The organism is Pseudomonas sp. GW823-FHT02E01, from assembly GCF_058797535.1.
Genome location: NZ_JBXAJS010000021.1, coordinates 1 through 14,485, shown reverse-complemented (window position 1 = coordinate 14,485; position 14,485 = coordinate 1). Strand labels below are relative to the sequence as shown.

Genomic DNA, 14,485 nt, shown 5'->3' with positions numbered 1-14,485 from the left:
ATCTGTCGCCAATAGCCATGGAGCAAAAAGCGGCATAAACACCGTAACCGGTGTCCGGGATTACTTGACCAGTTCAGCTTGCTCGCGATGAGGCCAGCACAACAAACATCTTTGCTGACTGAAAGTCCGCCATCGCGAGCAAGCTCGCTCCCACAGGGACGGTGTTTCAGCATTGGAGAATTACTTCGGAATCTCGGCCTTCATGCCTTCCACGTAGTAATTCATCGACGCCAGTTCCGCCGTGGTCGCACTCTCGCCCGCCGGGATTTTCTCGACCCCGGCCTGATCCTTGATCGGCCCGGTGAACAGTTGCAGCGCACCGCTCTTGATGTCGGCGATGAGCTGCTCGGCTTCGCTCTTCACCGTCGCCGGTACCAGGTCGCTGATCGGTAGTTCAACGGTGCCCTCCTTCAAACCGCCCCAGTAGTCCCGGGATTTCCAGTCATGGTCGAGCACGCTTTGGGTTGCTTGAACGTAGTGCGGCCCCCAGTCATTGACGATGGAGGTCAGCACCGCTTTCGGCCCGAAGTGCGCCATGTCCGAAGCGTAGCCCACGGCATACACGCCGCGACGTTCGGCGGCCTGGATCGGCGCGGGGCTGTCGGTGTGCTGGAACACCACGTCCACGCCCTGATCGATCAACGCGTTGGCGGCGTCCGCTTCCTTGCCCGGATCGAACCATGAGTTGACCCACACCACCTTGATCTCGGTGCCGGGATTGTATTTGTTCAGGGCCAACTGGATGGCGTTGATGTCGCGGATCACTTCCGGGATCGGGAAGGAGGCGACGTAGCCGACCTTCTTGGTCTTGGTCATCTTCGCCGCGAGGAAGCCGCCGACGTAGCGGCCCTCGTAAGTGCGCGCCAGGTAAGTGCCGAGGTTCTTGTCCTGCTTGTAGCCGGTGGCGTGTTCGAAGGTCACCTTGGGAAACTGTTTGGCAACTTTCACCGTCGGGTTCATGTAGCCGAAGGAGGTGGTGAAGATCAGGTCGTAGTTGTCCTTGGCCATGTTGCGGATCACCCGCTCGGCGTCGGCGCCTTCGGCGACGTTTTCCACGTAGTTGGTGGTGATCTGCGAGCCGAATTTTTCCGCGAGTTCCTTGCGCCCCTGTTCATGCTGATACGTCCAGCCGTGGTCACCGATCGGACCGATATAGACGAAGCCGACTTTCAGCGGATCGGCGGCTACGGCGGTCAGGCTGGCGCTCAAACCAATGGCCGCCGCAACGGCGCAAAGCAGCTTCTTCAACGGGCGTTTGTGCATGAATTGAAACTCCATTTTGTTGTGAGGTTGGCTGAGCTCTCGGGCTTGCACAGGGCAATGCAAGTTGCTGACCAACAAGACAACAAAATTGGAATCCACGGTGATGCCATCGCGAGCGGGCTCGCGACAGGTCCTTCAAGTCCGATAACAGTGCGTGTCCTTGCACAGCTGCCACCCACTGGTGCGCCAATCCACAAAACCAATGTGGGAGCGAGCCTGCTCGCGAAGGCGGTGTGTCAGTCGACATCGTCAGTGACTGAAATACCGCCATCGCAAGCAGGCTCGCTCCCACAGTTTTAATCGGTGTTGTATCAGGTCCCGGCGATCAGTTGCCGTGCCGCCTGGCTGTGATCAGCAATCAACCCCTTCAGATCCAGCCCCTCGACCTGTCCGTCGATCACCCGCCACTTGCCACCGACCATCACTCGATCCGCGCGATCAGCACCACACAGCAGCAACGCCGACACCGGATCATGACTGCCGGAGAAACGCAGTTCATCGAGCTTGAACATCGCCAGGTCAGCCTGCTTGCCCACGGCCAACTCGCCGATATCGCTACGACCCAGCAGGCTCGCCGAACCCTTGGTCGCCCAGCCCAACACGCGCTCCGGGGTGATCTTCTCGGCGCCGTAGCGCAGGCGCTGGATGTACAGGGCCTGACGCGCTTCGAGCATCATGTTCGAGGCATCGTTGGATGCCGAACCGTCCACACCCAAACCAAGCAAGGCACCCGCATCGGTCAACTCGATGCTCGGACAGATGCCCGAGGCCAGGCGCATGTTCGAACTCGGGCAATGGCAAATACCGGTGCCGGCGGCGCCGAGGCGGGCGATTTCATCCGGGTTGAAATGGATGCCATGGGCCAGCCAGGTGCGCGGGCCGAGCCAGCCAACACTGTCCAGATAGTCCACGGTGCGCAGGCCGAAGCGTTGCAGGCAGAAATCTTCTTCATCGAGGGTTTCTGCCAGGTGGGTGTGCAGGCGCACGTCGAGTTTGTTCGCCAGCTCGGCACTGGCCGACATGATTTCCGGCGTCACCGAGAACGGCGAGCATGGTGCCAGGGCGATCTGGATTTGCGCGCCGTCACCGCGTTCATGGTACTCGGCGATCAACCGCTGACTGTCGGCGAGGATCACTTCGCCTTCCTGCACGGTCTGTTGCGGCGGCAGGCCACCGTCCTTTTCACCGAGGCTCATGGATCCACGGGTGAGCATGGCGCGCATGCCCAGTTCACGAACGCTCTCGACTTGCACGTCGATCGCGTTTTCCAGACCTTCAGGGAACAGGTAGTGATGGTCGGCGGCGGTGGTGCAACCGGACAGCAGCAATTCAGCCAGCGCGACCTTGGTGGCGAGAGCGAGTTTTTCCGGGGTCAGGCGTGCCCAGACCGGGTACAGGGTTTTCAGCCACGGGAACAGCGGCTGATTGACCACCGGCGCCCAGGCGCGGGTCAGGGTTTGATAGAAGTGGTGATGGGTGTTGATCAGGCCCGGCAGGATCACATGCTCGCGGGCATCGAACACTTGATTGCACGGTGCGGACGGTTGTTGACCGGCGCCGAGCACTTCGACGATCAAACCGTCTTGCAGCACCAGACCGCCACGGGCATCGAGACCATTGGACGTGAAAATGGCGAGGGGATTCTTTAACCAGGTACGGGTCGCAGGCATGTTGGCCGGCTCCTCTGAAAGTTGGGTTCAGGGTTGCCAGCTCAGTGTTGCCCTGTCTGCTGATCCAGGTTCGCCGGGGAGGCGAGGTGCGAAGTGTCGATCAAAACGACCCGGCGGGCAAGCCCAACCCGACAGGCCGATGCAGCCCGGCGGTATTACCAGGGAATGGTTTCGCCCCGGTAATTGATGAAGTGATGCCCACCCTTGCCGACATACGCATTCACCTGATCGACCAGGCCACGGGTGCTGGTTTCCACGTCGATGTCCGCGCCTTCACCACCCATGTCGGTTTTCACCCAGCCCGGGTGCAGCGACAGCACGGTGAGCCTGGTTTCGCCCAACTGAGTGACGAAGCTGTTGGTCATGGAGTTCAGCGCCGCCTTGCTGGCCTTGTACAGTGCCAGTTCCGGCGCATCGGGCATGGTCACGCTGCCCAGCACCGAACTCATGAACGCCAGCACGCCGGTGTCCGGTCGCAGTTGCTCGACAAAACTCTGGGCCAGGTTGATCGGCGCCACGGCGTTGGTGAAAAACAGCTGACCGACTTCGGCCATTGTCGCGCCACCGTTCGGCGTCTGGACATCCGGCCCCTTAACCCCGGCATTGACGAACAACAGGTCAAACACGTCGCCCTTGAGTTGTTGGCTCAGGGCGGACACCGCTTGCTGATCGTCCATGTCGAGCTTTTCGATCCGCACCTTGCCCAAGGCCTGCAAGGCTTCGGCTTTTTGCGGATCGCGCACGGTGGCGGTGACTTGCCAGCCATCGGCCAACAGGGTTTTCACCAGCCCGAGGCCAAGCCCCCGGGAGGCGCCGATGATGAGCGCGGTTTTTGCCTTGGACATGAGTGGCTTCCTTGAAAATTCAGAGTCGTGGATTCAATGGACACTGTTGCCCGAGCCGTTGTTGCAACTCATCGCGCAGCGCGCCGAGTTCGGCCATGCGGGCTTCGATCAGTTTGAGTTTGTCTTGCAGCAGTTGCGTGACGGCACTGTCGGGATCGGGCGACTGCCAGATTGTAGCGACGCTGTTGCCGATCTCGCCGAGGGTAAAGCCCAGCCGTTGCGCGGTCTTGATGTACTGCACCAGTTGCACCATGTCTGGCGGATAGTCGCGATACCCGTTGGCGCTGCGTTGCGCCGCAATCAATCCGCGCTGCTCGTAAAAGCGCAGCGTGTCGCGGCTGACGGCGCTGGCCTGGGCTAATTCACCGATGCGCATCATGACGTCTCGAGGGGGCTTGACCCTGGAGCATACTCCAGGCTTTAGCCTTATTGCTCCCTGAATTGATGGAGCAATGTCGATGTGGACTACAACGCAATATCGCCGGTTGGTGCAAGGCAGTGCCTGGTATGACCTGATCGTGACGGTCGCGTTTGTCACGCCGTGGAGTTTTGCGGCGTTGCATGGGGTTTTGACGTGGGTGAGTCAGGCGTTGAGTTTGCCCGGTGAGCTGCCACCGTTCGAGCCGGTGCACATGTTGATGGCGAATTTGTTGGGCTCGATTGTGTGCGTATGGGCGGTGTTGCGGATTCGTGATCCGCAGCAGGTTTATGGGCGGTATGACGCCGTGGGCAGATTCCTGTTCTCGGCCTGGCAGGCTTATGCCCTGATCCATGGCGCGAGTTCGCTGCTGGTGGTTTTTCTGGTGTTTGAATTGGCGTGGGGCATTGCTCAAGTGTTGCCTGTTCGGCAGCCATCGCGAGCAAGCTCGCTCCCACAGGGTCTGCGCCAGACACATTAATTACGCAAGATGCGGTTATGTGGGAGTGAGCTTGCTCGCGATGAGGCCAGACCAGACAACCACTAATGCCCGGCCTGCCAAGGCTGTCCCAGCGACACCGGCGCATACAACCGTGTGCGCACCGCATCCCGGGACAGCAGCACCAGCACCCCAATGGTCGCGACATACGGCAACATCGCCAGCAGACTCGACGGAATCGCCAGCCCCAGTCCCTGCGCCACCAGGTGCAGGATGCTGGCGAGCCCGAACAGGTACGCGCCGAGCAGCAGGCGCCACACCCGCCAACTGGCGAACACCACCAGCGCCAGGGCAATCCAGCCGCGCCCGGCGCTCATGTTCTCCGCCCACATCGGCGTGTAAGCCAGGGACAGGTAAGCCCCGGCCAACCCGGCCATCGCACCGCCGAACAACACCGCCAAGGTCCGCACGGCCAACACCGGCAAGCCCATGGCGCTGGCCGCATCCGGGTTTTCCCCGACCGCCTGAATGATCAGCCCGACGCGGCTTTTCAGAATCACCCAGGCCACTAATGCAAACAACGCGAACGACAGATACACCAGCAGATCCTGGGCAAACAGCATCCGCCCGATCAGTGGGATTTCACTCAGATAGGGAATCGCCACCGGCTCGAATCCCGCCAGCGGCTTGCCGACCCACGCCGCACCGACGAAGGTCGACAGGCCCACGCCGAAAATCGTCAGGGCAAGACCTGTGGCCACCTGATTGGCGTTGAACACCAGTGCCACCAGGGCAAACAGCGACGACAACAGCATCCCGGCGAGCATTGCCAGCAACACGCCGAGCCACAGGTGACCGGTATTGAACGCGACGATGAAACCGATCACCGCACCAAACAGCATCATGCCTTCCTGGCCCAGGTTGAGGACGCCGCTTTTCTCGCAGATCAGTTCCCCCAGCGCCACCAGCAACAACGGCGTACCGCAGCGGACCATGGCATAGAAAATATTGCTCAGCAGATCGATATCCATCACATCGCTCCTGTTTGTACGACGGTGGATTGCGCGCGGCGGGCCCAGCGCAGGTTCAAACGCGGTCGGTAGAGGATCAGCACATCACTGGCCAGCAGGAAAAACAGCATCATGCCCTGGAACAATTGGGTGATCGCTTGCGGCAGGTTCAGGCTCATTTGTGCGCTTTCGCCACCGATGTACAGCAGCGCCATCAACAGGCTGGAAAACAGGATGCCGACAGGGTTCAGACGACCGAGAAATGCCACGGTGATCGCCGCATAGCCGTAGCCCGGCGAGACCTGCGGCACCAGCTGGCCGATGGGACCGGTGACTTCGCACACACCGGCAAGCCCCGCCAGGCCGCCGCTGATCAACAGCGCGAGCCAGATCAGGCGCTTCTCGCGAAAGCCGACGAAGCCGGCGGCACGCTTGTCCAGCCCCAGCACTTTGATCTGGAACCCGACAAAGCTTTTCTGCAACAGCACCCATACCGCCACCAACGCGAGCAGGGCGAAGTAAACTCCGGCGTGGACCCGGCCATCGTCCATCAGCAGCGGCAGGCGGCTGGCGTCACCGAACATCGCTGACTCGGGGAAGTTGAACCCGGCGGGATCTTTCAAAGGGCCGTGAACGCAGAACAGCAGCAGGTTCAGTGCGATGTAGTTGAGCATGATGCTGGTCAGGATCTCATTGGCGTTGAAGCGCGTACGCAGCCACGCCGTCAGCCCGGCCCACGCAGCGCCCGCCAGGGTGCCGGTAAGCAGGATCAACACCAGCGCCCAGCGGCTTTGCATATCGATGATGTTCACCGCCAGCGCACTGCCGGCCAACGCACCGAGCAGCAGTTGACCTTCGGCACCGATGTTCCAGATGCGCGCCTGATAGGCGACGGCCAGGCCCAATGCGCAGAGCAGAATCGGCAGGGCTTTGACCAGCAGTTCGGAGACGCCGTACAGGTCGCTGACCGGTGCGATCAGCAAGGTGTGCAAGGTCAGCAACGGGTCATGCCCGAGCGCGATAAACAACAACGATCCACAGCCCAGGGTCAGTGCAGCCGCCAGCAACGGCGAGCACCACAGCATCAGGCGCGATTGCTGGCCGCGAGGTTCAAGAGAAAGCAGCATGTGACACTCCGTTAGCGCGTGGCGGATGCGAGTGATTGAGGGGCACCGAACTGGCCGGCCATCCAGCCGCCGACATCGCTCAGGCGGGTGTCGACGGTGGCGTGGAGCGCCGACAGCCGACCGCCGCACAAGGCGCCGAGCCGGTCGCTGATCTGGAACAGTTCGTCCAGGTCTTCGGAGATCACCAGGATCGCCGCGCCGGCATCGCGCAAGGCAATCAAGGCGCGGTGAATGGTGGCGGCGGCACCGACGTCCACGCCCCAGGTCGGGTGTGCGGCGACCAGCAGTCTGGGTTGCTGAAGGAATTCCCGACCGAGGATGAATTTCTGCAAGTTGCCGCCGGACAGGCTGCGGGCCGGCGCCTGGCTATCGGGTGTCTTGACCCCGAAACGGCGGATGATTTCCTCGGCCAGTGCTTCGACTTTGCCGCGCTGGATCAGGCCGTTACTCACCAAGCCGTGCTGGAACGCAGTCAGCAGCGCGTTGTCCGCCAGGCTCAGTTCCGGCACTGCACCATGACCCAGGCGTTCGGCGGGGACGAACGCCAGACCAAGTTGGCGGCGAGCATCGGGACGCAAATGGGCGACTGGCTCCTTGCCAAAACGGATCGTCGCGCTGGCGTTGCGGGGCAGCAGTGCTTCGCCGCTGAGCAAGGCCAGTAACTCATCCTGGCCATTGCCGGCGACACCGGCGATGCCGACAATTTCACCGCGGCGCACTTCAAGGTCGATGTTGGCAAGCGAGCAGCCGAATGGGTCCGGGTTGTGCCAGGACAATCCACGGACATCAAGGCACGCATCACCTCCGGTAACCTTCGGATAGTCAGCGATCAACTCCGCCGCTTCACCGACCATCAAGCGCGCCAGTTGCTGGTTCGAACACTCGGCCGGCACGCAATGCCCGGCCACCCGACCGCCTCGTAAAACCGTTGCGCTGTGGCACAACGCACGCACTTCCCCGAGCTTGTGGCTGATGAACAAAATGCTGCAGCCTTCGGCGGCGAGTCGGCGCAGGGTAACGAACAAGTCATCGGCCTCTTGCGGCGTCAGCACCGAAGTCGGTTCATCGAGAATCAACAGGCGGATGTCCTGCATCAGGCAGCGAATGATTTCCACCCGCTGCCGTTCACCGATCGACAGGCTGTGGACAAGTCGCTCCGGTTCCAGCGTCATGCCGTAGCGTCGGGACACTTCGCGAATCTTCGGCTCAAGCTGTTTGGGTGTGCCTGCCGCCGCGCCCATGGCCAGGGCGATGTTCTGTGCCACGCTCAGGGTTTCGAACAGCGAAAAATGCTGGAATACCATGCCGATTCCCAAACCCCGGGCCTGGGCCGGGTTGCGCAGGCTCACCCGCTGACCTTGCCAGATCACCTCGCCGGAATCGGCGTGGGTAACGCCGTAGATGATCTTCATCAGCGTGCTTTTGCCCGCACCGTTTTCGCCGAGCAGGGCATGGATCTCGCCAGGGGCAATGGTCAGGTCGATGGCATCGTTGGCCAGGCAGCCGGGGTAGCGTTTTGTGATTCTGCGCAGTTGCAGGCGCGGAACTGGATCAGGGATTGGAGCGTGATTGGGCATGACAGGCTCAGTGCTGTTGGACTTGTGCCTGTGGATAAAGCAATTTTCTGGCCACTAGGTCAGGAAAATCTCGAAGTCCTGCGACCAGAGGCGTTCAGTACGCAGCTTTCAAATGTGCCACGCACAACCCGGCACCACATGGGGGCAATGGCGCAAATCAAGCCCCGATTTTGCTCGTGCGGTTTTGCTCAAAAAATGAGCAATCGACCACAAGCCATACCGTACACGGCGCCGAGACGGCCATGAACGGGTTATCCACAGATTGCTCCACAGTATTTGTGTGCAAGCTCACAGCACGGGCATAAGCACTGAGTGGCTACTTCTAAAGGCGATAAACCGCTGTAACTATTTGTTTTTATTTGAATTTGACGTGCTTGATGGCAGATTGGACGAAAATTGAGCAAAGTCCGCAAAGCCGCATGACAAAAGGGTTACAGCGGTATGTGCTCAGGTTATCCACAGGCGGGTGCACAGCAGATGTGGGCAAATATGGAATAAGTGAAAAAACGGCGTGCCCCAAAAAATTGCAGCCGGTGCTGAAGCCTTTTAGCGCCGTAACAAAATTCGCCCGCGACTCAAATCGGCCAGTTGTGACTGCAAGGTGTCGATTTGCGCATCGCCTACGGCCAACTGCAACTCGACACCATTGGCGGTGAAGCTTTCATCCACAACCAATCCACCTGCCTCCGCCACCCGCAGCTTGACCAGAGCCAACTCGGCAAATCCGCAAGCGCAATGCAGTGGCACCCGGCTGATCAGCTCGAGCTTTGGCGCCGCTTGCAGGCATTTGTTTGCACCTCCGCCATAGGCTCGGGCTAGCCCCCCGGTGCCCAGTTGGATGCCGCCATACCAGCGAATCACCAGCACCGCGACCTGATCGCAATCCTGTGCCTCGATCGCCGCCAGAATCGGCCGGCCGGCCGTACCGCCGGGCTCACCATCATCGGTGCTGCGGTACTGATCACCGAGCTTCCAGGCCCAGCAGTTGTGCGAGGCATTCAAGTCGCTGTGCTGTTCAATGAACGCCTGGGCCTCGGCGGGGCTGGAGATCGGCGCGGCGAAGGTAATGAAGCGGCTCTTGCGAATCTCTTCGCGGTATTCGCAAAAACCGCTGAGGGTAAATGGCATAAGTGCTTAGATGGCAGGTTTCAGGCCGCAGCCCTTGAGAATGATGCGGATCAGGTTATCCCCGGCGTCTTCCATGTCCTGTTTGGTCAACTTGGTACGTCCGGTGACGCGGCAGATCTGCGTGGCGAAGTCGGCGTAGTGCTGGGTGCTGCCCCACAACAGGAAGATCAGGTGCACCGGATCGACCGGGTCCATTTTACCGGCGTCGATCCAGGCCTGGAACACGCCCGCACGACCCTGGAACCAGGCGCGATAGTCCTGGTTGAAATACTCGGTCAGGCACTCGCCGCCGCTGATGACTTCCATGGCGAAAATCCGCGAGGCTTGCGGCTGGCGCCGGGAGAACTCCATTTTGGCGCGGATGTAGCGGGTCAAGGCTTCGCTCGGATCGTCCTCGGCGGTGAGGGTGTTGAACGTGCTGTCCCACAGCTCGATGATGTTGCTCAGCACCGCCACGTACAAACCGAGCTTGTTGGTGAAGTAGTAATGCAGGTTTGCCTTAGGCAACCCGGCGTTCTGGGCGATGGTGTTCATGCTCGTGCCTTTGTACCCGTGACGGGCGAACTCGTCTTCGGCGGCCTTGATGATGGTCTCTTCGTTTTTTTGACGAATGCGGCTGACAGATTTTGCGCCGTGGGCTGGGACTTCAAAGGTCATAAGCACTTCCGAACGGGTGGGTGGGACGGCCAGTGCGTTGATAACGTACCCACCGGCTTCAGACAAGACCTCACACAATAAAACCTTACTCCGCTCCCACAGTTTTCAACGCGTCGCGGCCAGGCTCTCGAGAAAACTCTCCAGCACCAGATGCGGTCGGCGTCCCTTGCGTGTGACCGACGCCAGGCTGAGGTCATAGAAGCGTGTTTTTTCTTTCAGCGCTCGCAACCGGCCTTGCTGTACCCAAAGACTCGCGTAGTGATCCGGCAGGTAACCGATATAGCGTCCGGTCAGGATCAGGAAGGCCATGCCTTCGCGGTCCGAGGCGCTGGCGGTGCAATTGAGCGCCTGATAATGGGCCTGGATTTCCGCCGGCAAACGAAAGGTCGGGGCGATGGCGTCCTGGCTATTCAGACGCGTGTCGTCCAGTTGTTTGTCGTCGACATAAAACAGCGGGTGACCGACCGCGCAGTACAACAGCGATCGCTCGCTATACAGCGGTTGATACTCCAGCCCCGACAATGCGCTGGCCTGCGGTACCACGCCGACGTGCAGGCGACCGTCGAGCACGCCTTGTTCGACTTCATTGGGCGCGATCATGCGGATCTGGATCTGCACGTCCGGGCCGCGTTCTTTCAATTGCGCGAGGGCATGGGTGATGCGCATGTGGGGCAGGGTGACCAGGTTGTCCGTCAAACCGATGATCAATTCGCCGCGCAGGTGCTGGTGCAGGCCATTGACCTCGGTGCGGAAGCTTTCCAGCGCACTTAACAGCTGCAATGCCGATTGATAGACCTCGCGGCCTTCTTCGGTCAGGGAAAACCCGGCACGTCCCCGTTGGCACAGGCGCAGGCCGAGGCGTTGCTCCAGATCGCTCATCTGTTGGCTGATCGCCGAGCGACCGATGCCCAGTACGGTCTCCGCCGCGGAGAAGCCGCCGCATTCCACCACGCTGCGGAAAATCCTCAGCAGGCGAATATCAAAGTCGCTGACCTGGGCTAGCGGATCGGGACGGCGAGTACTCATGCGGGTTACTCAAAGTTTAGTAGTTGGCTGACTGAACATTAGAAAAGTTGGATTTCACCGACTTTATCCCCGTGGCAATTTAGCTGCAACAACGGTTTTCAATCCTTATGCCGCTTATTGCCTTGCGAGGTTACGCCCATGAACCAGCCTGAAAACGCACCGACTTCCCTGGCCAGCCAGCTCAAGCTCGATGCTCACTGGATGCCTTACACCGCCAACCGCAACTTCCAGCGCGACCCACGGCTGATCGTTGGCGCCGAAGGCAGTTGGCTGATCGACGACAAAGGCCGCAAGGTATATGACTCGCTCTCCGGTCTGTGGACCTGTGGCGCCGGGCACACTCGTAAGGAAATCCAGGAAGCGGTCGCCAAGCAACTGGGTACCCTCGATTACTCGCCAGGTTTCCAGTACGGCCATCCGCTGTCCTTCCAGTTGGCTGAAAAAATCACCGACCTGACCCCGGGCAACCTCAACCACGTGTTCTTCACCGACTCGGGTTCCGAGTGCGCTGACACCGCTGTAAAAATGGTCCGTGCTTACTGGCGCCTGAAGGGCCAGTCGACCAAGACCAAAATGATCGGCCGTGCCCGTGGCTACCACGGTGTGAACATCGCCGGCACCAGCCTCGGTGGCGTGAACGGCAACCGCAAGCTGTTCGGCCAGGCGATGATGGACGTCGATCACCTGCCGCACACTTTGCTGGCAAGCAACGCTTACTCCCGTGGCATGCCGGAGCAGGGCGGTATCGCCCTGGCTGACGAGCTGTTGAAGCTGATCGAACTGCATGATGCGTCGAACATCGCGGCGGTATTCGTCGAGCCATTGGCCGGTTCCGCTGGCGTGCTGGTGCCGCCACAGGGTTACCTCAAGCGTCTGCGTGAAATCTGCGACCAGCACAACATCCTGCTGGTGTTTGATGAAGTAATCACCGGTTTCGGCCGTACCGGCACCATGTTCGGTGCTACCACCTTCGGTGTGACACCGGACCTGATGTGCATCGCCAAGCAAGTCACCAACGGTGCGATCCCGATGGGCGCGGTGATTGCCAGCTCCGAGATCTACCAGACTTTCATGAATCAGCCGACGCCTGAATACGCGGTTGAATTCCCCCATGGCTACACCTATTCCGCGCACCCGGTGGCTTGCGCCGCTGGCCTGGCAGCACTCGACCTGCTGCAAAAGGAAAACCTGGTACAGAGCGTGGCCGAAGTCGCACCGCATTTCGAAAATGCGCTGCACGGCCTCAAGGGGACCAAGAACATCATCGACATCCGCAACTACGGCCTGGCCGGCGCGATCCAGATCGCTCCACGTGACGGCGACGCGATCGTGCGTCCGTTCGAAGCCGGCATGGCGCTGTGGAAAGCCGGGTTCTACGTACGCTTCGGCGGCGACACCCTGCAGTTCGGCCCAACCTTCAACAGCAAGCCGCAGGACCTGGATCGTCTGTTCGACGCGGTCGGCGAAGTGCTGAGCAAGATCGACTGATTTGACAACACACCTGTAGGAGCGAGCTTGCTCGCGATGGACGTTAACGATGATGTGGGCTGCCTGGATGAACACAGCGCCCTCACCATCTTCGCGAGCAAGCTCGCTCCTACAAAAAACATCTATATAGCAGGCGCTCTTTAACGGACGCCTGTGGACAACTTTTCAGGAGCTTCCATGAGCGTTATTCCGCATTTGATCAATGGCGAACTGGTGACCGAGAACGGTCGCGCGGTTGATGTGTTCAACCCGTCTACCGGCCAGGCTATTCACAAGTTGCCACTGGCGACCCGCGAAACCATCCAGAGCGCCATCGACGCGGCCAAGGCTGCATTCCCGGCCTGGCGCAACACGCCGCCGGCCAAGCGTGCCCAAGTGATGTTCCGCTTCAAGCAACTGCTGGAGCAGAACGAAGCGCGTATCGCCCAACTGATCAGCGAAGAGCACGGCAAGACCCTGGAAGATGCTGCCGGTGAATTGAAGCGCGGCATCGAGAACGTCGAGTTCGCTTGCGCGGCTCCGGAAATCCTCAAGGGCGAGTACAGCCGTAACGTCGGACCGAACATCGATGCCTGGTCTGACTTCCAGCCGCTGGGCGTGGTGGCCGGTATCACTCCGTTCAACTTCCCGGCCATGGTGCCGTTGTGGATGTACCCGCTGGCGATCGTCTGCGGTAACTGCTTTATCCTCAAGCCTTCCGAGCGTGACCCGAGCTCGACGCTGCTGATTGCACAGCTTCTGCTGGAGGCTGGCCTGCCCAAAGGCGTGCTGAGCGTGGTACACGGTGACAAGACTGCGGTGGACGCATTGATCGAAGCGCCGGAAGTCAAAGCGCTGAGCTTTGTGGGTTCGACGCCGATTGCCGAATACATCTATTCCGAAGGCACCAAGCGTGGCAAGCGCGTCCAGGCCCTGGGCGGTGCGAAGAACCACGCCGTGCTGATGCCGGATGCAGACCTGGACAACGCCGTCAGCGCACTGATGGGCGCGGCTTACGGTTCTTGCGGCGAGCGTTGCATGGCAATCTCGGTAGCGGTGTGCGTGGGTGACCAGGTGGCCGATGCACTGGTGGCCAAATTGGTTCCGCAAATCAAGGCGCTGAAAATCGGTGCCGGTACCAACTGCGGCCTGGACATGGGTCCACTGGTGACTGGCCAGGCGCGCGACAAGGTCAGCGGTTATGTAGAAGACGGCGTAGCTGCCGGCGCGACACTGGTGGTGGACGGCCGAGGCCTGACCGTCGCTGGTCACGAGGAAGGCTTCTTCCTGGGTGGTTGCCTGTTCGACAACGTCACGCCAGAAATGCGCATCTATAAAGAAGAGATCTTCGGGCCGGTGCTGTGCGTTGTTCGGGTCAACAGCCTGGAAGAAGCCATGCAACTGATCAACGATCACGAATATGGCAACGGCACCTGCATCTTCACCCGTGACGGCGAAGCCGCGCGGTTGTTCTGCGACGAAATCGAAGTCGGCATGGTCGGTGTCAATGTACCGCTGCCGGTGCCGGTGGCTTATCACAGCTTTGGCGGCTGGAAGCGTTCGCTGTTCGGCGATCTGCATGCCTACGGCCCGGATGGCGTGCGCTTCTACACCCGTCGCAAGGCCATCACCCAGCGCTGGCCACAGCGTGCGAGCCACGAGGCTTCGCAATTCGCGTTCCCTAGCTTGTAAGTAGAAGGGCGCAGAAGGCCGACCCATTGGGTCGGCCTTTTTGTTTTCGGGGCTTTTTTGCCCTATATGACAGAATTGTGAAAATAGCTGTTGACGGCAGATTCCAGGTGTCTATAATTCGCCCCACTTCCGGCGCAGTCGAAACGGAAAACTCCTTGATAAACAA

General features: G+C 60.3%; 13 protein-coding genes. 3 read left to right on the top strand and 10 right to left on the bottom strand.

From position 1 onward, the window contains the following. Window positions 1-180: 180 nt before the first annotated feature. The 4 genes from AC1RDQ_RS28405 to AC1RDQ_RS28390 form a co-directional block, all read right to left on the bottom strand. The gene (locus AC1RDQ_RS28405) at window positions 181-1,263 is read right to left on the bottom strand and encodes a BMP family ABC transporter substrate-binding protein (protein WP_090452959.1); all 1,083 of its coding nucleotides are present in this window, start codon (window positions 1,261-1,263) and stop codon (window positions 181-183) included. A 311-nt stretch (window positions 1,264-1,574) separates the two neighbouring features. Continuing rightward, a complete protein-coding gene (locus AC1RDQ_RS28400; RefSeq protein ID WP_492588746.1) occupies window positions 1,575-2,933 on the bottom strand; it encodes an 8-oxoguanine deaminase in 1,359 nt (452 codons plus the stop codon). A 155-nt stretch (window positions 2,934-3,088) separates the two neighbouring features. Beyond that, window positions 3,089-3,778: an SDR family oxidoreductase gene (locus AC1RDQ_RS28395; RefSeq protein ID WP_090452961.1), complete on the bottom strand. Its 690-nt coding sequence runs from the start codon at window positions 3,776-3,778 to the stop codon at window positions 3,089-3,091. A gap of 19 nt (window positions 3,779-3,797) precedes the next feature. Continuing rightward, window positions 3,798-4,154, bottom strand: a complete 357-nt coding sequence (locus AC1RDQ_RS28390) for a MerR family transcriptional regulator (protein WP_150756635.1) — start codon at window positions 4,152-4,154, stop codon at window positions 3,798-3,800. A gap of 82 nt (window positions 4,155-4,236) precedes the next feature. Here AC1RDQ_RS28390 and AC1RDQ_RS28385 point away from each other — a divergent pair, with 82 nt between their 5' ends. Then, window positions 4,237-4,677 carry a hypothetical protein gene (locus tag AC1RDQ_RS28385; protein WP_492588745.1) on the top strand — a complete coding sequence of 147 codons (441 nt, stop codon included), beginning with the start codon at window positions 4,237-4,239 and terminating at the stop codon, window positions 4,675-4,677. 62 nt (window positions 4,678-4,739) lie between these two features. Here the strand turns inward: AC1RDQ_RS28385 and AC1RDQ_RS28380 are convergent, their stop codons facing one another. From AC1RDQ_RS28380 to AC1RDQ_RS28355, 6 genes are all read right to left on the bottom strand, one after another. Then, complete coding sequence (locus AC1RDQ_RS28380) at window positions 4,740-5,666, bottom strand: ABC transporter permease (protein WP_057712126.1); 927 nt, start codon at window positions 5,664-5,666, stop codon at window positions 4,740-4,742. Beyond that, window positions 5,666-6,772, bottom strand: a complete 1,107-nt coding sequence (locus tag AC1RDQ_RS28375) for an ABC transporter permease (protein WP_492588744.1) — start codon at window positions 6,770-6,772, stop codon at window positions 5,666-5,668. The genes AC1RDQ_RS28380 and AC1RDQ_RS28375 overlap by 1 nt, the downstream gene beginning before the upstream one ends. Before the next feature lie 11 nt (window positions 6,773-6,783). Further along, window positions 6,784-8,349: an ABC transporter ATP-binding protein gene (locus AC1RDQ_RS28370; RefSeq protein ID WP_492588743.1), complete on the bottom strand. Its 1,566-nt coding sequence runs from the start codon at window positions 8,347-8,349 to the stop codon at window positions 6,784-6,786. A gap of 546 nt (window positions 8,350-8,895) precedes the next feature. Further along, window positions 8,896-9,477 carry an IMPACT family protein gene (locus AC1RDQ_RS28365; RefSeq protein WP_218495123.1) on the bottom strand — a complete coding sequence of 194 codons (582 nt, stop codon included), beginning with the start codon at window positions 9,475-9,477 and terminating at the stop codon, window positions 8,896-8,898. A gap of 6 nt (window positions 9,478-9,483) precedes the next feature. Beyond that, window positions 9,484-10,134: a TetR/AcrR family transcriptional regulator gene (locus AC1RDQ_RS28360; protein WP_057712122.1), complete on the bottom strand. Its 651-nt coding sequence runs from the start codon at window positions 10,132-10,134 to the stop codon at window positions 9,484-9,486. Window positions 10,135-10,239: 105 nt separating this feature from the next. Then, window positions 10,240-11,160 (bottom strand): LysR family transcriptional regulator, encoded by a 921-nt coding sequence (locus AC1RDQ_RS28355; RefSeq protein WP_090452967.1) that lies wholly within the window; start codon window positions 11,158-11,160, stop codon window positions 10,240-10,242. 138 nt (window positions 11,161-11,298) lie between these two features. Here AC1RDQ_RS28355 and aptA point away from each other — a divergent pair, with 138 nt between their 5' ends. Together aptA and AC1RDQ_RS28345 are read left to right on the top strand one after the other, a co-directional pair. Then, window positions 11,299-12,648: an omega-aminotransferase AptA gene (aptA, locus tag AC1RDQ_RS28350; protein ID WP_057712120.1), complete on the top strand. Its 1,350-nt coding sequence runs from the start codon at window positions 11,299-11,301 to the stop codon at window positions 12,646-12,648. A gap of 177 nt (window positions 12,649-12,825) precedes the next feature. Then, entirely contained in the window at window positions 12,826-14,319 is a 1,494-nt protein-coding gene (locus AC1RDQ_RS28345; protein ID WP_090452969.1) for a CoA-acylating methylmalonate-semialdehyde dehydrogenase, read from the top strand. Window positions 14,320-14,485: the final 166 nt, after the last annotated feature.

Excerpts from the sequence above, each read along its gene's own strand:
- AC1RDQ_RS28390 (WP_150756635.1), bottom strand. The coding sequence starts at position 4,154 with ATGCGCATCGGTGAATTAGCCCAGGCCAGCGCCGTCAGCCGCGACACG.
- aptA (WP_057712120.1), top strand. The coding sequence starts at position 11,299 with ATGAACCAGCCTGAAAACGCACCGACTTCCCTGGCCAGCCAGCTCAAG.
- AC1RDQ_RS28370 (WP_492588743.1), bottom strand. The coding sequence starts at position 8,349 with ATGCCCAATCACGCTCCAATCCCTGATCCAGTTCCGCGCCTGCAACTG.
- AC1RDQ_RS28375 (WP_492588744.1), bottom strand. The coding sequence starts at position 6,772 with ATGCTGCTTTCTCTTGAACCTCGCGGCCAGCAATCGCGCCTGATGCTG.
- AC1RDQ_RS28395 (WP_090452961.1), bottom strand. The coding sequence starts at position 3,778 with ATGTCCAAGGCAAAAACCGCGCTCATCATCGGCGCCTCCCGGGGGCTT.
- AC1RDQ_RS28405 (WP_090452959.1), bottom strand. The coding sequence starts at position 1,263 with ATGCACAAACGCCCGTTGAAGAAGCTGCTTTGCGCCGTTGCGGCGGCC.
- AC1RDQ_RS28385 (WP_492588745.1), top strand. The coding sequence starts at position 4,237 with ATGTGGACTACAACGCAATATCGCCGGTTGGTGCAAGGCAGTGCCTGG.
- AC1RDQ_RS28345 (WP_090452969.1), top strand. The coding sequence starts at position 12,826 with ATGAGCGTTATTCCGCATTTGATCAATGGCGAACTGGTGACCGAGAAC.
- AC1RDQ_RS28380 (WP_057712126.1), bottom strand. The coding sequence starts at position 5,666 with ATGGATATCGATCTGCTGAGCAATATTTTCTATGCCATGGTCCGCTGC.
- AC1RDQ_RS28360 (WP_057712122.1), bottom strand. The coding sequence starts at position 10,134 with ATGACCTTTGAAGTCCCAGCCCACGGCGCAAAATCTGTCAGCCGCATT.
- AC1RDQ_RS28355 (WP_090452967.1), bottom strand. The coding sequence starts at position 11,160 with ATGAGTACTCGCCGTCCCGATCCGCTAGCCCAGGTCAGCGACTTTGAT.
- AC1RDQ_RS28365 (WP_218495123.1), bottom strand. The coding sequence starts at position 9,477 with ATGCCATTTACCCTCAGCGGTTTTTGCGAATACCGCGAAGAGATTCGC.
- AC1RDQ_RS28400 (WP_492588746.1), bottom strand. The coding sequence starts at position 2,933 with ATGCCTGCGACCCGTACCTGGTTAAAGAATCCCCTCGCCATTTTCACG.